The 20,602-nt window shown below is 46.4% G+C and carries 20 protein-coding genes; 5 read left to right on the top strand and 15 right to left on the bottom strand.

Features of this window, described 5'->3' with window-relative positions:
- The first annotated feature begins 14 nt into the window (after positions 1-14).
- Entirely contained in the window at positions 15-797 is a 783-nt protein-coding gene (locus OCU35_RS11330) for a BON domain-containing protein (RefSeq protein WP_102376556.1), read from the top strand.
- 74 nt (positions 798-871) lie between these two features.
- Here OCU35_RS11330 and sspB read toward each other — a convergent pair whose 3' ends face one another.
- From sspB to zapE, 8 genes are all read right to left on the bottom strand, one after another.
- Entirely contained in the window at positions 872-1,360 is a 489-nt protein-coding gene (gene sspB, locus OCU35_RS11335) for a ClpXP protease specificity-enhancing factor (protein WP_017031317.1), read from the bottom strand.
- Positions 1,360-1,995 carry a stringent starvation protein SspA gene (gene sspA, locus OCU35_RS11340; RefSeq protein ID WP_017026829.1) on the bottom strand — a complete coding sequence of 212 codons (636 nt, stop codon included), beginning with the start codon at positions 1,993-1,995 and terminating at the stop codon, positions 1,360-1,362. The genes sspB and sspA overlap by 1 nt, the downstream gene beginning before the upstream one ends.
- An 84-nt stretch (positions 1,996-2,079) precedes the next feature.
- Positions 2,080-2,817, bottom strand: a complete 738-nt coding sequence (locus OCU35_RS11345) for a cytochrome c1 (RefSeq protein ID WP_102334368.1) — start codon at positions 2,815-2,817, stop codon at positions 2,080-2,082.
- On the bottom strand, positions 2,817-4,079 hold the full coding sequence (locus OCU35_RS11350) for a cytochrome b (RefSeq protein ID WP_261825378.1): 1,263 nt from the start codon (positions 4,077-4,079) through the stop codon (positions 2,817-2,819). The genes OCU35_RS11345 and OCU35_RS11350 overlap by 1 nt, the downstream gene beginning before the upstream one ends.
- Entirely contained in the window at positions 4,079-4,669 is a 591-nt protein-coding gene (gene petA, locus OCU35_RS11355; protein WP_017026826.1) for a ubiquinol-cytochrome c reductase iron-sulfur subunit, read from the bottom strand. Before petA ends, OCU35_RS11350 begins: the two co-directional genes overlap by 1 nt.
- Positions 4,670-4,998: 329 nt before the next feature.
- Entirely contained in the window at positions 4,999-5,391 is a 393-nt protein-coding gene (gene rpsI, locus OCU35_RS11360) for a 30S ribosomal protein S9 (RefSeq protein ID WP_017026825.1), read from the bottom strand.
- A 15-nt stretch (positions 5,392-5,406) separates the two neighbouring features.
- The gene (gene rplM / locus OCU35_RS11365; RefSeq protein WP_017026824.1) at positions 5,407-5,835 is read right to left on the bottom strand and encodes a 50S ribosomal protein L13; all 429 of its coding nucleotides are present in this window, start codon (positions 5,833-5,835) and stop codon (positions 5,407-5,409) included.
- 266 nt (positions 5,836-6,101) lie between these two features.
- The gene (zapE, locus tag OCU35_RS11370; protein ID WP_102359368.1) at positions 6,102-7,220 is read right to left on the bottom strand and encodes a cell division protein ZapE; all 1,119 of its coding nucleotides are present in this window, start codon (positions 7,218-7,220) and stop codon (positions 6,102-6,104) included.
- A 119-nt stretch (positions 7,221-7,339) separates the two neighbouring features.
- Here zapE and zapG point away from each other — a divergent pair, with 119 nt between their 5' ends.
- From zapG to degS, 3 genes are all read left to right on the top strand, one after another.
- A complete protein-coding gene (gene zapG, locus OCU35_RS11375) occupies positions 7,340-7,774 on the top strand; it encodes a Z-ring associated protein ZapG (RefSeq protein WP_017026822.1) in 435 nt (144 codons plus the stop codon).
- A 113-nt stretch (positions 7,775-7,887) separates the two neighbouring features.
- Positions 7,888-9,258 carry a Do family serine endopeptidase gene (locus OCU35_RS11380; protein WP_261825379.1) on the top strand — a complete coding sequence of 457 codons (1,371 nt, stop codon included), beginning with the start codon at positions 7,888-7,890 and terminating at the stop codon, positions 9,256-9,258.
- 103 nt (positions 9,259-9,361) lie between these two features.
- Positions 9,362-10,444 carry an outer membrane-stress sensor serine endopeptidase DegS gene (degS, locus tag OCU35_RS11385; RefSeq protein WP_102382099.1) on the top strand — a complete coding sequence of 361 codons (1,083 nt, stop codon included), beginning with the start codon at positions 9,362-9,364 and terminating at the stop codon, positions 10,442-10,444.
- Positions 10,445-10,500: 56 nt separating this feature from the next.
- On the opposite strand, the gene parC is transcribed toward degS, so the two are convergent.
- From parC to nudF, 6 genes are all read right to left on the bottom strand, one after another.
- A complete protein-coding gene (parC, locus tag OCU35_RS11390; protein WP_261825380.1) occupies positions 10,501-12,753 on the bottom strand; it encodes a DNA topoisomerase IV subunit A in 2,253 nt (750 codons plus the stop codon).
- A gap of 2 nt (positions 12,754-12,755) precedes the next feature.
- Positions 12,756-14,636 (bottom strand): DNA topoisomerase IV subunit B, encoded by a 1,881-nt coding sequence (parE, locus tag OCU35_RS11395; protein WP_017031323.1) that lies wholly within the window; start codon positions 14,634-14,636, stop codon positions 12,756-12,758.
- A 328-nt stretch (positions 14,637-14,964) separates the two neighbouring features.
- Positions 14,965-15,552 carry an esterase YqiA gene (yqiA, locus tag OCU35_RS11400; RefSeq protein ID WP_170961716.1) on the bottom strand — a complete coding sequence of 196 codons (588 nt, stop codon included), beginning with the start codon at positions 15,550-15,552 and terminating at the stop codon, positions 14,965-14,967.
- A 6-nt stretch (positions 15,553-15,558) separates the two neighbouring features.
- Positions 15,559-16,377 carry a 3',5'-cyclic-AMP phosphodiesterase gene (cpdA, locus tag OCU35_RS11405; protein ID WP_017031325.1) on the bottom strand — a complete coding sequence of 273 codons (819 nt, stop codon included), beginning with the start codon at positions 16,375-16,377 and terminating at the stop codon, positions 15,559-15,561.
- Between the two features lie 33 nt (positions 16,378-16,410).
- The gene (locus tag OCU35_RS11410; protein ID WP_017026815.1) at positions 16,411-16,851 is read right to left on the bottom strand and encodes a DUF1249 family protein; all 441 of its coding nucleotides are present in this window, start codon (positions 16,849-16,851) and stop codon (positions 16,411-16,413) included.
- Positions 16,833-17,468, bottom strand: coding sequence for an ADP-ribose diphosphatase (nudF, locus tag OCU35_RS11415; protein WP_017026814.1), 636 nt, complete (start codon positions 17,466-17,468; stop codon positions 16,833-16,835). Before nudF ends, OCU35_RS11410 begins: the two co-directional genes overlap by 19 nt.
- A 261-nt stretch (positions 17,469-17,729) precedes the next feature.
- Here nudF and tolC point away from each other — a divergent pair, with 261 nt between their 5' ends.
- The gene (gene tolC / locus OCU35_RS11420) at positions 17,730-19,046 is read left to right on the top strand and encodes an outer membrane channel protein TolC (protein WP_017026813.1); all 1,317 of its coding nucleotides are present in this window, start codon (positions 17,730-17,732) and stop codon (positions 19,044-19,046) included.
- 75 nt (positions 19,047-19,121) lie between these two features.
- Here tolC and hldE read toward each other — a convergent pair whose 3' ends face one another.
- Complete coding sequence (hldE, locus tag OCU35_RS11425) at positions 19,122-20,552, bottom strand: bifunctional D-glycero-beta-D-manno-heptose-7-phosphate kinase/D-glycero-beta-D-manno-heptose 1-phosphate adenylyltransferase HldE (RefSeq protein WP_261825381.1); 1,431 nt, start codon at positions 20,550-20,552, stop codon at positions 19,122-19,124.
- Positions 20,553-20,602: the final 50 nt, after the last annotated feature.

Here is a 20,602-nt window from a genome sequence, read left to right on the forward strand (position 1 = left end):
GAGGATTTAGATCCATGTTGTACACTCGCAAGCTTTCTTTATACGTAGCGACAATACTTGCATCGCTGCTTCTCTCTGGTTGCGCGGGCATGTTTGTCAGTGACTCCTCTGATATCGTGACTGATGATCGCTCTACGCGAGAGATCTGGAGCGATAATAATATCGAATTTGAAGCTGCTGCTTTAGGTAACAAACCGCCATTCTCAGGTAAAGTTCGTGTAGCGGCTAGCTCCTTTAGAGGTAAAGTGGTCTTGATTGGTCAGGCGCCCACGGAAGAACTTAGTACTCAAGTCGAAGAACATGTTGAAAAAATAGCTGGTGTTAAAAAGGTCTATAACCAACTGCGCATACAACCGGTTATCAACGTCTCTCAGATGAGCCGTGACAGCTGGATCACCGCTAAGGTTAAATCCGCTCTAATGAGAGTAGACAAGCTGAAAGGCGTATCGGTTAAAGTGATTACCGAGAACAGTGAAGTATTCCTGTTCGGTTACGTCACACCTGAAAGCGCTGATATTGCCACGGATACAGCTCGCAATGTTAGTGGCGTAAAATTGGTGATTCGTGGTTTTGAGATTGCCGACCTTGCCACCTTGGAAGCGAAAAAAGCTCCAGCTCCAACCAGCGATGCTAAGGCACCTGCAGCAGAAGCCCCTGTGGTTGATGCTAGCGTAGAAGATGCAGCACTTGAACAAGCACCGCTAGTCGATAGCGCAGCAGATGAGAGTGACATCATGGAAGGCGATGTGGTTATTGACCGCTCTGGAGATATCGTCGAAGAGTCCATTGAAAACTAATTGCTGTTTTATTAGCGTTAGCTTTAGAATATAAAAGAGGAGCCCTAGGGCTCCTCTTTTTGTTTTCTTTGGTGTTATTTCACCACGCGAAGGCTTGGACGACCTTTAGGTCTTGGCGGTTCATCATCAGGGTCTGGAGAAGGCTCTACTTCAACTTCTACTGTATCTTCAACCGCGGTTAAAGAGTCAGCAGAAGCCAAGTGATTCTCTTCTTCCATCTCTAAGTTATCGTCATAAGCCTCTTCAGGCTCAAACATAGTTCCTGCGCCATTTTCGCGAGCATAGATAGCCTGCACAGCGTAGATAGGAACGATAACTGAATGAGGTCGACCACCGAAACGAGCATGAAACGTTAACGCTTCGTTGCCAATCTCTAGGTTGCCTACAGCACGAGGAGCAACGTTCAAGATGATTTGTCCATCTTGTACATACTCTTCCGGTACGCGTACTCCTGGCATAGTAGCGTCAACCACTAAGTGAGGAGTCAGTTCATTCTCCGCCAACCAGTCATAAAATGCGCGAAGCAGATACGGTCGACGGGGAGTCATTGCAGAAATATCCATTAACGAACTAGACGCATCTCACGTTCTGCTTCAGTCAAAGAAGCTAGGAATGAATCACGCTCAAATACGCGGTTCATGTAGATCTTAAGCTCTTTTGAACCAGGACCTGTCAGCTCGATACCGAACGTAGGCAAGCGCCACAATAGTGGAGCAAGGTAGCAATCAATCAAGCTAAAGTCTTCACTCATGAAGTACTCGCTTTCTGCAAATAGAGGACCAAGCATTAGTAGGTCATTACGCAGTTTTTGACGTGCTTTTTCTTGTTCTTCGCCAGTTGTAGCGATGATTTTCTCTGCAACGCTGTACCAGTTACGCTGAATGCGGTACATCATAAGACGATTCTTACCACGATCGACAGGGTATACAGGCATTAGTGGCGGATGCGGGAAACGCTCGTCTAGGTATTCCATGATGATCTTTGAATCGTACAGTGTAAGTTCACGATCAACGAGAGTTGGAACAGATTTGTATGGGTTCAATTCTGCAAGTTCAGCAGGTAGGTTCGCCTCGTCAACAAGTTCAACTTCGACGGCTACGCCTTTCTCAGCCAAAACGATACGTACCTGATGGCTAGCCATATCAGTAGCACTTGAGAATAGAGTCATCACAGAACGTTTATTGGCAGCTACAGCCATGAGCCCTCCGGTATAGTAATTTTAAATAGAAGAATGGAGGCAACACGCCTCCATTACAGAAATCAGCACGATATGATATCACAATCAGTGAATGTCACGCCAATACTCTTTATATAGAAGATAGCCAACACCAGTGAAAATCACTAGGAATAACAACACCCAAATACCCAAGCTCTCACGTTCTACCTGAACAGGGTCACCCGCATATTCAAGGAAGTTCACAAGGTCGCGCACTGCGTCATCATATTCACTTTGACTTAGCTCACCAGTGCCATCAGCTTTAACGCCGACAACCACTTGCTGCTCTTGACCACCCACCATGTGTGTTTCAAAAACAGGCTTAGGCACACCTTGCATCTCTTGCAACACGTGAGGCATACCCACGCTTGGGAAGATCACGTTGTTCACACCAAACGGGCGACTTGGATCTTCATAGAAAGAGCGCAGGTAAGTGTATAACCAATCTACACCGCGGACGCGAGCCGTTAGCGTTAGATCAGGTGGCGCAACACCAAACCATTTAGCGGCATCCTCTGCTGGCATGTTGTTAACCATTAATTCGCCAACAGCCGCCTCTGAATCAAACATCAGATTGTCACGCATCAGGTCGATAGGAATATCGAGGTCTGTTGCGACGCGTTCATAGCGCTGGTACTGCGTTGAGTGACAAGCAAAACAGTAGTTCATAAACGTCTGAGCACCACGCTGCAAAGACGCTTTGTCACGAATATCATTGTTTGCTTTATCCAGAGCGAAGTTACCGCCCGCTGCGAATCCAAGAGCAGGCACTAGCGCAAATAACAATACGAATAACTTTTTCATTATTTGGTGATCCTTGTCGGTAGTGTCTTAGTCTTTTCATTCTTGCTGTAGATAAACAACACAACGAAGAACATGAAGTAACCCACACTGAATAGACGAGATAGGTTCGTGTACAGCTCAGTTGCAGGCAGTGTACCTAGCACACCTAGACCAACAAACGATATCGTAAACTGGATCAAGTTCACTAGGTGCAGCTTACTGCGGTAGCGGAACGAGCGAACATTACAGCGATCTAGCCAAGGCAGTAAGAACAACACCACGATTGAACCACCAAAGAAGACGAAGCCAATCAGCTTATCTGGGATAGCACGCAAAATGGCATAGTTCGGAGAGAAATACCAAACTGGCGCAATATGCTCAGGGGTCTTAAGTGGGTTAGCAACCTCGAAGTTAGGTGGCTCAAGGAACAAACCGCCCATCGCTGGTGCATAGAACAACACATAGCTAAAGAACAATAAGAATACGCCGACATAGAACAGATCTTTTACCGTACCGTAAGGGTGGAACGGCATTGAGTCTATTATGTCGTACTTCTTGCTGTAGTCTTCATGGAACTTGAATTCCGGCTCGTAGCCATCGCCCATAGAACCTTGTGGCAGCTTAGTATCGATACCATCAGGGTTGTTAGAGCCTACTTCGTGCAGCGCCAAGATATGCAAAGCAACAAGCAGCAACAGAACGATTGGCAGAGCAATAACGTGCAAGGCGAAGAAGCGGTTTAGAGTCGCACCAGAGATAACGTAATCGCCACGAATCCATAGCGTTAGGTCATCACCAATAACTGGAATTGCACCAAATAGACCTATGATTACCTGAGCACCCCAGTAAGACATTTGCCCCCAAGGTAGCATGTAGCCCATGAAGGCCTCAGCCATCAGAACCACAAACAACAACATACCAAATAACCACACGAGTTCACGTGGTTTTTGGTATGAACCGTAGATGAGGCCGCGGTACATGTGCAGATAAACAACAATAAAGAAGAACGATGCGCCAGTAGAGTGCATGTAGCGAAGAAGCCAACCGTATTCTACGTCACGCATGATGTATTCAACAGAAGCGAATGCGCCCTCTGCCGATGGCACATAGTTCATGGTTAGCCAAATACCAGTAACGATCTGGTTGACCAAAACCAGCATTGCTAGCGCACCAAAGATATACCAAAAGTTTGAGTTCTTTGGCTGTGGATACTCCGACATGTGCTTGCGGTAGGTATTCATAGCCGGGATGCGTTTTTCAATCCAGCCGAGTAAAGCCTCCATTACGCCTCTCCTTGGTCTTCGCCGATTAAAATTAGATTATCATCCAGATACATATGTGGCGGTACGGCTAGGTTATAAGGTGCAGGAACACCTTGGAAAACGCGTCCAGCCATATCAAATTTAGAACCATGACATGGGCAGAAGAATCCTGACTTCACGCCGCTCACTTGCTCGCCAAAGCTGTTAGGCAGATAGGTTGGAGAACAACCTAAGTGAGTACATAGGCCTACTGCGATAAAGATTTCTGGCTTCAAGGAACGATAAGGGTTTTGTGCGTAAGACGGTTGTTGTTCCTCAACTGAGTCTGGATCTCGTAATTGATCAGCAAGCTGACCAAGTTCATCCAGGGTACCTTGTCCACGCTTAACAACCCAAACAGGTTGACCACGCCAGATTACACGGGCCATCTGCCCTTCTTCTAGCTTGCTGATATCGAACTCAACTGGAGCGCCAGCTGATTTAGCTCTAGCACTTGGATTCCAAGATTTGATAAAGGGTACAGCGACAGCTGCTGCTCCTAATCCCCCAACCACGGCTGTGGTGGCGGTTAGAAACTTGCGACGTCCATTATTTAGTGGCGCATTGCTCATCCAACATTCTCCCATTTGCTCCTTTGGATAGAATTACTCCTTCAACAGAGCACGGCTTAAAAATTCAAACTTTGATTCTATTTTTATGAGGGAAATGATAAAGAAAACGCTACTTTAAGACAAGATAAAGCTACTTTTTTACAACATATCTGAAGCAAATCAGAGCATAGGTCACAAAAGAGGTGAAAGTGAAACATTCACTGCGGAAGATACTAAGTAGAAAGGAGTTTTTGAAGCGGTAAAAAAACAAAAAGCCCGGTATAAAACCGAGCTTTTTTGACACAATTCCAACCAAAAGGCTGGAGCATTGCTCTTTCTGAAAAGAAAGATTAACGCTTCGAGAACTGTGGCTTACGACGTGCTTTACGTAGACCAACTTTCTTACGTTCAACCTGACGTGCGTCACGTGTAACGTAGCCAGCTGCGCGTAGAGCAGGACGTAGAGTTTCATCGTATTCCATAAGAGCACGAGTGATGCCGTGACGGATAGCGCCAGCTTGACCAGAAATACCACCGCCAGAAACAGTGATGTATAGGTCTAGCTTGTCTAACATTTCAACTAGCTCAAGTGGCTGACGAACAACCATACGAGAAGTTTCACGACCAAAGTAAACATCAAGGCTACGCTTGTTGATTACGATGTTACCAGCGCCCGGTTTAATGAAAACACGAGCAGCTGAGCTCTTGCGGCGACCAGTGCCGTAGTATTGATTCTCTGCCATTTCCAATTTCCCCGATTAGATGTCTAGTACTTGTGGTTGTTGAGCAGCATGGTTGTGCTCAGCGCCAGCGTATACTTTTAGCTTACGGTACATTGCGCGGCCTAGAGGACCACGTGGTAACATACCTTTAACAGCTAGTTCGATAACCATTTCTGGTTTCTTATCGATCAACTTTTCAAAAGTGATAGATTTAAGACCACCTGGGAATTCAGAGTGACGGTAATACACTTTACCTTTAGCCTTGTTACCAGTTACAGTAACTTTCTCAGCGTTAACAACGATGATGTAATCACCAGTGTCACAGTGAGGTGTGTATTCAGCTTTGTGCTTACCGCGTAGGCGAGAAGCGATTTCAGATGCAAGACGACCTAGAGTTTTACCTTCAGCGTCTACAACATACCAGTCACGTTTTACAGTTTCTGGTTTAGCAACGAAAGTTTTCATGCTAATAATAACCCGTTAATTTGAATTTAAACTAAAAGGAGCAAATGCTCCCACTGTCTAAGAGCCCAGTCATCACCCCTTCGAGTGGTGGCACTCTTTGGTAAGTTTCAATAAAGAAAATCACCTGCAGTAACGGTGGGTCGCAGGATTATACCGAAGCCTACTAAAAACGCAATCCTATTTGAGAGTTTTTTGAACGCTTTTTAGTGCATAACGCCAGACCTCAAGGCGTGAGTGTCTCTACTATACCCTAGCTACAGCATGAACTAGGCAAGGTGTTCCTCAGCCAAATAGTCATTACTCTGCATCTCAGTGAGTCGCGATTCACAGCGCTGAAATTCAAACTCAAGTCGTCCACCCGCATACAATTCACTCAAAGGAACTGCAGCGGCAATAATAAGGCAGACGCGCCTTTCATAGAACTCATCCACTAAGGCAATAAAGCGCCTCGCTGCATCATCGTTACTCGCATCAAGTCTAGGTACATCGGACAACAATACCGTGTGGTACTCCCTCGACAACTCAATGTAATCGTTTTGACTGCGAGCGGTTTGGCACAACTGAGCAAAACTTGCCATCAACACACCATTGTAAGCGCTTTGCACCTCTAACTGCCGATGATTCACCTCTATGGCTGATTCCGCTTTGCCACTTTCTACCTTTATAGCACTCAAGGTTTCAAAATAAGTATCAAGGTTCTGCTGAGCTTGCAGGTCTAACGGATAATGATAGAGCTCAGCCTGCTGCAATGTACGCATGCGGAAGTCATTCTCACTGTCTAACTCAAAGACCTGACAGTTTTTCTCGATCAATTCGATAGCTGGCAAAAAGCGAGCTCGCTGTAAGCCATTTCTATACAACAGGTGTGGCGGAATGTTGGAGGTCGCGACTAAAATCATGTTTCGCGCAAACAATGCCTGAAACAAGGTGCCGAGCAACATGGCGTCTGTGATATCGGAGACAAAAAACTCATCAAAGCAGATAATATCGGCTTCACTCTTAAACTTATCAGCCACAATCTCTAAGGGGTCGCTTTGCTGTTGCAACTGCTTCAGTTCATCATGGACTCGATACATAAAGCGATGAAAGTGCATGCGCATTTTCTTGTCGCTTGGGTACAACTCGTAAAAGCTATCCATAAGATAGGTCTTTCCACGGCCGACCCCACCCCATACGTAGAGCCCTTGCGGAGCTAATGGCTTAGTGGGTTCAGGCTTATTAAACCATTGACGCCAACCTTTTTTGGGCTCAGGAGCAGGAGTTTGAGCATATTGTTGAAGCCGCTCGTACAAGTGTTCAAACGCTTGCACAGCCTTTTGCTGTTGAGGGTCAAATTGAAAGTCGTGATGCTCGATATCGTATTGATATTTTTCTAAGGGTGTCATTTTAAATGATGAACTACATTAGATTCTTTATTGGATAAGATTCTCATAGTAACATGAGGTATGTTGCAGTGTAAGAACACGGTAACTAGATTGTTAACAGATTAACAAAAGGAAATGCTATGCCTTGGATTTATGCGATCGTCGGCCTGTTCGTGGGTATCATCATCGGTGTGATCATCTCTCGCGTCACCACCCCGCAATATCAAAAACAGAAAGAGATACAAAAAGAACTAGAAACCTCAAAGTTTGAGCTCGAGCAACAGCGACAAGATTTGAATGATCACTTCTCTGAATCCGCTCAGATTCTAGATAACATAGGGAAAGAATATCGCAAACTCTATGAGCACATGGCGAATACTTCCAATGAGCTACTGCCCAATCTCCCGGCCCAAGACAATCCTTTTGCCGAGCGACTTGAAGCAAGAGAAGCAAGCTCAGAAGCTAAAACTTCAAGCAATGAAGCGCCAAAGGATTATGCAAACGGTGCAACCGGTATGCTGAAAGAAGAACAGAAAGAAATCTTGAAGGCTCCAGAAGCCATCAAGGCAACATAGTTCATTCTATTTAAAAACTTGAAGCTACTCACGCCTTCTGGATTTTTATTTAGAAACGGAACTTGCTGAAATTTTTTATGTCTCAAGCTTCATAGTGTTTAAAGGAGTTAACGATGAAGAAACCTTTGCTTGCCTTGTCTGTTGTAGCCTTGAGTCTGGGCTCAATTATTGCGCCACTGTATGCTGGCGCAGCCCTACCCGTTCAGGTTGAAGGCAACGAATTGCCGAGCTTAGCACCTATGCTTGAGCGCGTTTCTCCGGCCGTTGTCAGTATTGCTGTTGAAGGAACTCAAGTATCAACACAGCGCATTCCTGAAAGCTTTCGTTTCTTCTTCGGCGACGAGTTTCCAGCCGACCAAGTTCAAGAGCGTCCGTTTCGCGGACTCGGCTCTGGCGTTATCATCGATGCTGACAAAGGTCATATCGTTACTAACTACCACGTTATCAATGGCGCAGACACCATTAAGGTGCAACTGACCGATGGACGTGAATATGATGCGGAGCTGGTCGGCGGCGACAAGATGTCTGATGTAGCTCTGCTCAAGCTAGAAAAGAAGGCGAAAGGACTAACCGAAATAAAACTCGCAGACTCAGATAAGCTGCGCGTTGGCGATTTCACTGTGGCCATTGGCAACCCGTTTGGGCTCGGTCAAACCGTGACCTCTGGTATTGTATCGGCGCTAGGTCGCAGTGGACTGAATCTTGAGAACCTTGAAAACTTTATTCAAACCGATGCCGCTATTAATAGTGGTAACTCTGGCGGTGCACTGGTCAACCTCAACGGCGAGTTGATTGGTATCAACACCGCAATTTTGGGACCGAATGGAGGCAACGTTGGTATTGGTTTTGCTATCCCTTCTAATATGATGCGTAACCTAACCGATCAAATCATTGAGTTTGGTGAGGTTAAGCGAGGCATGTTAGGGGTACAAGGCGGCGAAATCACCTCAGAGCTCGCTGAAGCGTTAGGCTATGAGTCAAGCCGTGGCGCCTTCGTAAACCAGGTCATGCCAGATAGCGCTGCCGATGAAGCAGGTCTGCAAGCGGGAGACATCATTGTCTCAATTGACGGCAAGCGCATTGATACCTTTAGTGAGCTTCGCGCTAAAGTCGCGACACTCGGAGCCGGTAAAGAGATCAAACTAGGCGTTATCCGTGATGGTGATAAGAAAGAGTTTGATGTCACGCTCGGCGAATCACAGCTTCAGCAAACCAAAGCAGAACAGCTTCATCCTGGATTAACTGGCGCTGCGCTCAGTAACACCAAAGATTCTGATGGATACAAAGGCGTGAAAGTGACTTCTGTTGCAGAGGGCTCTCCGGCCGCTTCCTATCAGATCGAGCAAGGCGACATCATTGTCGGTGTTAACCGTCAAGTCGTGACTAACCTCGGTGAATTCAGGGATGTCTTAGAGAAGCAAGATGGTGTACTCGCACTTAACATCCAACGTGGTGATCGTAAGGTTGTTATTGTTGTTAGATAAAGCAAACCATTGAACTAATTAGGGAAGCCCAACGGCTTCCCTTTTCTTTACTCAAAATTGAGTGTTATGCTTTGCTGTAATACATCGCACTTTTGAGGGAAACATGCTGAGATTATTATTACGCTCTATTTTACTTGGGTTGGTTGCAGCCGCCTTGGTAATTGCTGTAGTACCTGACCTGCGTAGTAAAATCATACCAGCGCCAACCGAACCTCATGAAGCGCTAGTCGCATCTGGCCCAATTTCATTCAACCAAGCAGTGAGGCGTGCTGCCCCTGCGGTGGTCAATATCTACAGTCGCCAATACTCTGAAGACAATCGCAGTAAGTTAAAAACCCAAGGCTTGGGCTCCGGCGTGATAGTGAATGACAAGGGTTATATCATTACCAATTACCATGTGGTCGCCAGTGCCGATCAGGTAATCGTTGCCCTACAAGATGGTCGAGTGGCCAGTGCTCAATTGATTGGCCAAGACAGACGAACCGACATTGCGGTATTACAAATCTCTATGTCAGATCTCCCCGTCATACCTCTAAATCCAAACTATACGGCAAAGGTCGGCGATATTGTGCTTGCCATAGGTAACCCCTATAACCTTGGGCAAACCACCACCTTTGGCATTATCTCAGCCACTGGACGCTCGTCTATTAGTACCGATGGAAGACAGGCCTTCATTCAAACCGATGCAGCAATTAATGAAGGTAACTCAGGTGGAGCTCTAGTGAACTCTCAAGGCGAGCTCGTCGGAATCAATACCGCTTCCTTCCAGCAAGCCACCGATCTTGAAACCTACGGCATCTCCTTTGCCATTCCGCAAAAACTTGCTTCGAAGATCATGAATAAAATCATTGCTGATGGCCGAGTCATCCGCGGTTATATTGGTGTTGATGGACAAGACATCAGCTCTATGACCAATCGCTTACTGGCTGGAAACTTCACTGGTGGAATCATTGTCCTTGGTGTTGAGCCTGGAGGACCGGCAGATAAAGCCGGCATCAAAGCACAAGACATCATAGTGAAAATTGGTGATATGGTTGCAGACAATAGACAGAATGTGATGGATGCGGTGACGGATGCTCGCCCTGGCGCTGAAGTACAAGTGGTGGTGGTGAGAGATGGAAAACAAATAGAGCTAACCGTTGAGATTGGCGAAGACACCAGAAACTTCACTCCCCAAAAACAGTAACCAATAAAAAAACCGCCTCGGCGGTTTTTTTATTAATGAAGTAAAACCAGAGCAGCTTACTCTTTGGTTTGCACTTCGATCTCGGTCACTCGCTGCAGACCGCGCGGCAACATTGCACCACGACGCCCTCTTTCGCCCCTGAAGTTTTCAAGGTCAGCCGGTTTCAAACCAAGCTTACGTTTGCCTGCGTACAGAGTAATGGTTGCGTCAGCAGGTATAGAAATCAGCTGAGTAACGAACTCTTCTCTGCTCTTCGCTTTTGCAGAAGGGATATTGATGATCTTATTGCCCTTACCCTTACCCAGTTGCGGCAGATCTTTTATTGCAAAGATCAGCATGCGGCCAAGGTTAGTGATCGCTAAGATTTCATCACTATCAAGGTCTGATATCGCACTTGGTGACATGACCTCTGCGGCCTGCGGTAAGTTAACTAACGCCTTACCACTGCGGTTTTTCGACAATAGGTCACTACCGCGACAAACAAATCCATAACCTGCATCAGAGCCAACTAGCCATAACTGGTCATCATCCCCCATCAGAACCTGTCGAATACTCGTTCCAGTGGAGATATTCAAACGCCCAGTAATCGGTTCACCCTGACTTCTTGCGGAAGGCAGTGAATGCGATTCTAATGAGTAGCTTCGCCCATCAGAGCCTAGGAACACCGCCTGCTGATTACTCTTACCTCTTGCTGAAGTAAGGAATTTGTCACCAGACTTATAGTTCAGGGTAGAAGCATCAACTTCATGACCTTTGGCATGACGAATCCAGCCCTTCTCTGACAAGACTACAGTGATAGGTTCACTTGGTAGTAGATCTTTCTCTGTCAGTGCTCTTGCTTCTGCACGCTCAACGATTGGAGAGCGGCGATCGTCACCAAATTTATCAGCATCCGCTTGAAGCTCCTTCTTAAGAAGGGTATTCATGCGTCGTTCGGAACCCAGTAATAGTTCTAACTGCTTACGCTCTTTTTCTAGCTCATCTTGCTCACCGCGGATCTTAAACTCTTCCAATTTCGCCAATTGACGTAATTTGGTGTCCAAGATGGCATCGGCTTGAATCTCAGAAAGCTCAAAGCGAGACATCAATACTGCTTTTGGATCATCCTGTGTACGGATAATCTCAATCACTTCATCGATGTTCAGGTAGGCAACTAATAAGCCTTCAAGAATATGCAAACGCGCCATGATCTTATCAAGGCGATACTGCAAGCGGCGACGCACGGTTGCACGACGAAACTCAATCCACTCTTTCAGAATCTGAACAAGGCCTTTCACCTGTGGTCGTTTGTCTAGACCAATCATATTCAGGTTAACGCGGTAGTTCTTCTCTAAATCCGTTGAAGCGAATAAGTGATTCATTAACTGATCACAATCCACACGGTTTGAGCGAGGTACGATAACAATTCGGGTTGGGTTCTCATGATCAGATTCGTCACGAAGATCGTCTACCATAGGCAGCTTCTTCGCACGCATTTGATTCGCTATTTGCTCAAGCAGTTTAGAACCCGAAACCTGGTGTGGCAGAGCGGTAATGACGACATCACCGGCTTCTTTATGCCATACCGCACGCATCTTAATGCTGCCGCGCCCAGTACGATAGATCTTCTCAATATCCGGTTTCGGCGTGATGATCTCGGCTTCTGTTGGATAATCTGGCCCCTGCACAAATTGCATAACATCTGGCAATTCTGCTTTGGGATTATCAATCAAGGCCATGGTGGCATCGGCCACTTCGCGCACATTGTGTGGCGGTATGTCGGTTGCCATACCAACGGCAATACCGGTAATGCCGTTAAGCAGAATATGCGGCAGGCGTGCAGGCAACATTTGCGGCTCTTTCATAGAACCATCAAAGTTCGGCTGCCATTCAACCGTGCCTTGACCTAATTCGCCAAGTAGCACCTCTGCAAACTTAGAAAGCTTAGATTCAGTGTAACGCATTGCAGCGAAGGATTTCGGGTCATCTGGAGCACCCCAGTTACCCTGCCCGTCGACGAGCGGATAACGATAGGTAAATGGCTGCGCCATCAATACCATGGCTTCATAACACGCTGAATCACCGTGTGGGTGGTATTTACCGAGTACGTCACCCACGGTACGTGCTGATTTTTTATATTTAGCTGAAGCCGATAAGCCTAGCTCTGACATCGCATAAATAATACGGCGTTGAACCGGCTTTAAGCCGTCACCGATGTATGGCAATGCACGATCCATAATCACGTACATTGAATAATTTAGATAGGCGTCTTCGGTGAATTTTCGCAGCGGAAGCTGCTCTACGCCATCGTATGTAATCTCGTTCGACATTCTTATACCTCGGCCATATCGCCGTTACTTTGCAGCCAATGACGGCGATCGTCCGCGCGTTTCTTGCCCAACAGCATGTCCAGCATTTCCATTGTCTGCTCATCATCATCTATCGTCAGTTGCACTAGACGACGAGTATTAGGGTCCATCGTAGTTTCGCGAAGTTGCAGTGGGTTCATTTCACCCAAGCCTTTAAATCGTTGCACATTGATCTTGGCTCGCTTCTTACTTAAACGCTCAAGTACCCCTTCTTTTTCGTCTTCATCAAGGGCATAAAATACTTCTTTACCACAATCAATTCTGAATAGCGGTGGCATGGCAACGTATACGTGACCAGCACGCACTAGCGAGCTGAAATGACGAGTAAATAGAGCACAAAGCAAGGTTGCGATATGCAGTCCATCAGAGTCCGCATCCGCTAGGATACAGATCTTACCGTAACGCAGACCATCTAGGCTTTCGGTATCTGGGTCGATACCAAGAGCCACGGAAATATCATGTACCTCTTGCGAGGCCAGTACCTGATCAGCACTGACTTCCCACGTATTAAGGATCTTACCGCGCAGGGGCATAATGGCTTGAAACTCGCGATCGCGGGCCTGCTTAGCTGAGCCACCCGCAGAGTCACCCTCCACCAGGAAGAGTTCAGTACGAGCCAAATCTTGTACTGAGCAATCGGTCAATTTACCAGGAAGTGCAGGGCCAGAGGCTACCTTCTTACGCACCACTTTTTTGCTTGCTCGCATGCGGCGATGCGCATTGGCAATACACGCCTCAGCTAACTGTTCAGCAATGTGCGGAGTTTCATTCAACCAAAGGCTGAATCCGTCCTTTATCACACCAGAAACAAACGCTGCGCATTGACGTGAAGAGAGACGTTCTTTGGTTTGTCCTGCAAACTGCGGGTCTTGCATCTTGATCGATAGCACGTAAGAACAGCGCTCAAAGATATCGTCACCGGTCAGTTTTACGCCACGAGGAAGCAGGTTGCGGAATTCACAAAATTCACGCATCGCATCCAGTAGTCCCTGACGTAGACCATTAACATGAGTACCACCTTGAGAGGTCGGGATCAGGTTAACGTAGCTCTCGGTGATGAGTTCGCCACCCTCTGGTTGCCAGATAATCGCCCAATCCGCGGCCTCAGTTTCTGCAGAGAACTGACCGGTAAATGGGGTTTCTGGTAGCAGTGTGTACCCTTTAACACCTTCGGCTAGGTAATCTTTTAGACCACTTTCGTAATACCACTTATGATCCTTGCCGTTCACTTTGTCGCTAAAAGTGATTTCAAGACCTGGGCACAGAACCGCTTTCGCTCTTAGATTGTTGATCAATCGAGTGACAGAGAAATTGCCCGAGTCGAAGTATTTGCTGTCAGGCCAGAAGTGAACGCTTGTACCACTGTTGCGTTTACCGCAAGTGCCAACCACGGTCAGGTCCTGTACTTTGTCGCCATGCTCAAAAGCAATCTGATAGACCTGACCGTCACGACGAACATTCACTTCAACGCGCTTAGAGAGTGCGTTTACAACAGAGATACCCACGCCGTGCAAACCGCCAGAGAATTGGTAGTTCTTGTTGGAGAACTTACCACCCGCATGCAGCTTACATAGAATAAGTTCAACACCCGACACGCCTTCTTCCGGGTGAATGTCTACCGGCATACCACGACCATCATCAATGACTTCTAGAGATTGATCAGGATGAAGAATAACTTGTAACTTAGACGCATGCCCTGCTAACGCTTCATCGACACTGTTATCGATAACTTCTTGCCCAAGGTGGTTGGGACGCACAGTGTCGGTATACATGCCCGGGCGACGGCGGACTGGCTCTAGGCCATTTAAGACCTCTATCGCCCCAGCGTTATATTGTTCAGTCATAATTTGAAAATTTACTCTTGGCGTTGTTAAACATCGCTTCTCATCAATGAGAAAAGTCGCAACCTACTTGGTTGGAGTGTTTCTGTGTATCGAAACTCAGAAACCCTGACTCGCACCACATCGGGTGCAAATAGCTGTTTAGCGTTGAATGTAGATGAATTGAGTTTGGAGTGTTCGTAAGTCTTCCACAAACCGCGATACAACTTGGCTACATTACATAGTCTGGCGCTGTGGCAGTTATGTCAAGTTTGCACTGACTTCCTGATTAAAAAGCATGATGATTGTGTGCTATTCAGGCAATTCACATGCAATGAGTTTAAGGTTTAGCCTAGAGTTGAAGAAACTCTACTATCGCGCTTGGGTAGCGCTCAAACCCCACAAAGCTATGATTGCCGCCCTCTTCGACGGTCTGTTTGCACCCGCGGTATTTATCTACCGCCTGCTGGTAGTTCAGAACTTCATCCCCTTGTTGCTGTAGCAACCAAAAATCAGACGTGTTGTTGATCTCTGGCACATCTATAGCTCGAAGCTGCTCAACATGCACAGGTTCTAACAGGTACTTTTCTTGAGTATATGGGTTCAGCTGTGGTCCAAGAAAATCTTGCAACAGTTCATAAGGCTTAACTGCTGGGTTTACCAATACCGCTTTGAAGCCGTACTTTTTGTTGAGCCACGTCGATAAGTAGCCCCCCATAGAGCTTCCCACTAGGCCCACTTGATAGTCTAAGGTCAGTTCATCACACAACTGCTCGAGCATTTGAACACAAGACTCAGGATAAACGGGCAATTGAGGGGCGACAAAGCGAATATCTGGCCGATACTCAGCGCAGAACTCAGCCATTACTTGCGCCTTTAAAGACTGCGGAGAGCTATTGAAGCCGTGCAAATAAAGAAGTAGTGCTGGCTTGGGCTGAATGGGCATTTAGTACCCTTCAGCCTCGAAATCAGGGATAAAACACCCCTCTTCAAGTCGATGCACTTGTGACTCTAATTGACCATCTTTATGCAGTTGCAAGTGACGCCAGCCTGGAGACAAGGTATCGAGAGCAAATTCATCGTTGTTTGCTTTAAATTGGATACACGTTGAAGGGGTCGCCAACACTCGAACACCATTGTGCTCTTTTTCAAAGTCTTGATGCACATGCCCGCCTAATACTGCACGAACATTTTGGTGTCGTCCTAGCACTTCCCAAAATTGATGAGCGCGTTGCAGTTTGTGCTGATCTAACCAAGCGCTACCAATCGGCAGTGCGTTGTGGTGCAGCAATACTAGAGTATGTCGCTCTGGAAATTCAGCCAGTTTATTGTCGAGCAATTCGAGCTGATCTGTCTCAAGATAGCCGTGCGGTAGGCCCTCAACTTGGCTGTCTAGCATGATAATTTGCCAGTATTCGCCAGCGAGCACATGTCCTACTTCTTGGATCTGAGGTGACGGTAATACAGTGACCATATTCGACTTTTGGTCATGGTTGCCAGGCAGCCAATAGCATTGCTTCTCAAGGGGTTTGATTCCATCAGCAAAGCGAGTATAGGAAGCTGCAGAGTGATCTTGAGAGATATCTCCTGTCGCCACAATCGCGTCAAACTCAACATTTCGTTCGACGATATCGTTTACAGTTGCAATGAAGCTCTGGCCTGTATTAACACTTAGCAGACATCCTTCGTCATCAGCGAATAAGTGTGTATCTGTAATCTGTACTAATTGGACGGTCTCTTCCGTCGCAACTATCTGTGGTTCCACAATCTGTCTTTCCAATATTATTTTTGCCTGAGCTCACAGTAAGGGCTCTCTACTGATACCCATTTTTAGGCAGAATGTCAGCCAGTCTCCAAGGAATTGATTGAGCTGGTGCTTTTCATCCTTCTGCATCATTTTTTTGTTGGGGTAATCGTATCTTGCATGAATTACCCTCATTTTTTCACTTGCACACACTTCTGCAACCCTTGCGTCGTGATATAAGCGCACAGTCATGTGCGGAAGTGGAAAAGTGGGAGCTTCATCACACTGAAACACATCAACTAAGGTCGTATAGCGCGTTATCTCGAGCACATTTATCTGATAAATCTGAGATTGAACCTGATAGGTTCTCTTGTTTCCAACTTCAGGTTGACGAGGAAGCAGAGCATTTAATTTGGCGTAGTTGGTCTCGTACAGTCGCATGAGCCCTGCAAAATCAACATGATAATTTGAACCCACTAGCCTTGAACTGCCCATTGCGCCCTCAGTTGTTGGTGATTCAGCATCAGCCATTGAATCGTAATAATTGATGCTGCGTTCTCAATTGTACCATTTTTAACCATCTCATAAGCTTCCTCTCTGGTCAAAATATGAACACGAATATCTTCACCTTCTGACTCTAATCCAAACACACCTGCTGATGTGGGTGCTTTGACCTGCCCGATAAACAGCTCCAATCGCTCCGAGCATCCACCGGCGGATGGATAATAGCCACTAATGTGCTGTATATGGGTCACATCAAGGCCAGCTTCTTCCACCGCTTCTCGTTTCGCCACATCTATAGGGTCTTCACCCTCTTTATCTAGCATTCCAGCGACGATTTCTAACTGCCAAGGTCTTGCCTCTCCCAGAGCGCCCACTCGAATCTGCTCTACCATGACCACCTGATCAGTCACCGGGTCGTAAGGCAACATAGCAACGGCATGCCCCCGCTCAAACAGCTCACGCTCAATCTCTTCACTCCATCCACCAGCAAACAAACGATGGCGAAACTTCACTTTGACTAGGCTAAAAAAGCCTTTAAACAAGGTGTCAGTCGCAAGGATTTCAACGTCATCATTGTGAAATGTAGGATAGGAGCTATCGTTGGACATAAAGGTTCTCTGCAGTAAGTAATTGAACAAACCTATCAAGTGTAGACAGCGTTGACCATCAAATTACTCCCACGTCTTCAGAAAGATTACCGCAGCCTTATATAAGATCATGAAAGTTTTGAGCTAAGGCATGTAACAATAGGGTTTTTATTCGTTTTTGTAGTACTCTATACAAGACTGTGTAAAATCGACTCACATAGAAACACAGAACTATAATCTAGTTATTAAACACGAATTTAAGTAGCAGGAAGAGTTACGACAATGAAGAAAGCGCTGTCCATTTTAGTATCAGCTTCACTAGGTGGGTTATCTTTACCCGTCATGGCGGAGAATCTAGCTGACGTATACAACCAAGCCAAGAATAGCGACCCAACGCTTTTACGTTCTGCAGCTCAACGTGACGCAGCTTTTGAGTCCGTCACCTCATCGCGCAGTACCTTGCTACCTCAAATTAACCTTACAGCAGGATACAACGTAGGAGAGTCCTACACTGGCGCTGAAACCAATGCCTTCACTGCAGGTATCGGCCTTAGCCAAGAGCTTTATCAACGCTCTAGCTGGGTAACACTCGAAACTGCAGAAAAAAATGCACGCCAGTCTGACTCTGCATACGCAGCGCAACAGCAAGACCTTATTCTACGAGTAGCAACAGCTTACTTTGAAGTACTGCGTGCCCAAGACAGTCTAGAGTTTGTTCAAGCCGAAAAAAGTGCGGTTGAACGCCAGCTTGACCAAGAAAAGCAACGTTTTGAAGTAGGCCTATCTGCCATTACAAACGTTCATGAAGCGCAAGCGGAATACGATAGCGTTTTAGCAGAAGAAGTTATCGCACGAAACAACCTAGTCAACAGCTACGAAACACTGCGTGAAATCACAGGTATCGGCCATAAAAACCTAGACATTCTTGATATCGAGCGCTTCTCAGCATCTAAATCAGATAAGTCAACCGATGCACTTGTTGAGCAGGCTCAACTGCAAAACCTAAGCTTACTCGCAGCTCGTATCAGTCAAGACATCGCTCGTGATGATATTCGTTTAGCGAGTTCAGGTCATTTGCCATCCCTAACCTTTAACGCTGATGCTGGATACGGTAATGGCGATATTAGTGGTGTTGATGTTGATGATACTAACTACAATCTAGGTATTAACCTTTCTGTACCTCTTTATACTGGTGGCAACGTGAGTTCTCAGGTTAAACAAGCTGAGTACAACTACGTAGCAGTCAGTGAAGACCTAGAAGCCTCTTACCGTTCAGTAGTGAAAACTGTACGTGCATCAAACAACAACATCGATGCGACAATTGGCTCTATTCGTGCATTCGAGCAGTCTTTAATCTCTGCTGAATCGGCGTTGGCCGCAGTTGAAACTGGTTATGAGGTTGGTTCGCGTACTATCGTTGACGTCCTAGACTTCACTCGCCGTGTGTTTGAAGCCCAACGTAACCTATCTGACGCTCGTTACAACTACATCATCAGTGTTCTGCAGCTAAAACAAGCAGTCGGCACTCTTAACGAACAAGACATTCTTGAGATAAATAACGGCTTGATTGCTTCAAAAAAAGATCCACTAGCATCATAATCTAACGCTAGTAAGTGATTGAAATTAAAAAGGGCTGGTCATTGACCAGCCCTTTTAGTTTATAACGAAAAAGAGTTATTCCTTCCCACCTTTAATCGCTTCAATGATTTCCGTTGTCGAACAACCATCTTCAAAGTTGAGTACTTCTACTCGGCCACCCGCTTCGATCACTTCTTTGCCACCCGCAATCTCTTCCGGCTTGTAGTCGCCGCCCTTAACCAATAAGTCAGGGAGGATCTCTGAGATGATGCGCTGTGGAGTGTCTTCAGAAAATGGGACCACCCAGTCTACCGCGCCCAAGCCTGCCAATACCGCCATGCGTCGATCCGTTGGATTCACAGGTCTAGCAGGGCCTTTCAAGCGTTTAACTGAATCGTCAGTGTTCACCGCGACAATAAGGCGCTGACCAAGCTCGGCAGCATGGTTGAGGTATGAAACGTGGCCGGCGTGCAAGATATCAAAGCAGCCATTGGTCATCACAACCTTCTCACCCTTGGCTTGTGCTTTTTTCACTGCCTTAATCAGCGTAGCTTCGCCAATCACTCCATAGTCAGTATCCTGCGAGCCATGTACAGCCTCTGCAAGCTCGATAGTAGATAGAGTTGAAGTGCCTAGCTTACCGACAACAACACCCGCAGCGGCGTTAGCAAGCGCACAGGCTTCGTCTAGAGGCTTACCTGCTGCTACAGAAGCAGCCAATACAGAAATTACCGTATCTCCAGCACCAGTAACGTCATACACTTCTTGAGCTTGAGTTGGAAGATGGAATGGCTTCTCACCGCGGCGCAATAGCGTCATGCCATGCTCACTGCGAGTAACCAATAGGGCTTGCAGATCAAACTGCTCGATCAACGCTAACCCTTTTTCAGCCAATTCTTCATCGTCTTTCACCGAGCCGACAACGTGCTCGAATTCAGACATATTAGGTGTAAGCAAAGTCGCACCACGATAGCGCTCAAAATCAGCGCCTTTAGGGTCGACAAATACAGGTACGCCTGCATTGTTTGCTTTATCTATCATTGCACGTGAATGCTCTAAAGCACCCTTTGCATAGTCAGACAAGATCACCGCCTTCACAGTACTTAAAGATAAGTCCATACGGGACAAGATCTGCTGTGAATCGACCAGCTCAAATTTATCTTCAAAGTCTAAACGAATCAGCTGCTGACCACGACTCATCACACGAAGCTTGGTGATCGTTGGATATTCAGGAAGAGAAACAAAGTCACACTGCACTTTAAGCGCATTCAGTTTCTCAGTCAGCACTCGTGCTGGCTCATCGATACCCGTTAAACCTACAAGATGAGTGCTTCCTCCTAGTGCTGCAATATTCATTGCAACGTTCGCAGCACCACCAGGTCGCTCTTCATTGTTTTCGACTTTAACCACAGGTACAGGTGCTTCTGGAGAAATACGTCCAGTAGGACCATACCAATAGCGATCTAACATGACATCACCGACAATTAGAACGCCCGATGTACTGTAGTCGGGAAGAATAGGCTTCATATAGGTTCCGTTAAGAATTTTTGTTTACAATTCTAGCATAGCTAGGGATA

Origin of the sequence: Vibrio breoganii (assembly GCF_024346795.1) — a bacterium.
GTDB classification, from domain to species: domain Bacteria; phylum Pseudomonadota; class Gammaproteobacteria; order Enterobacterales; family Vibrionaceae; genus Vibrio; species Vibrio breoganii.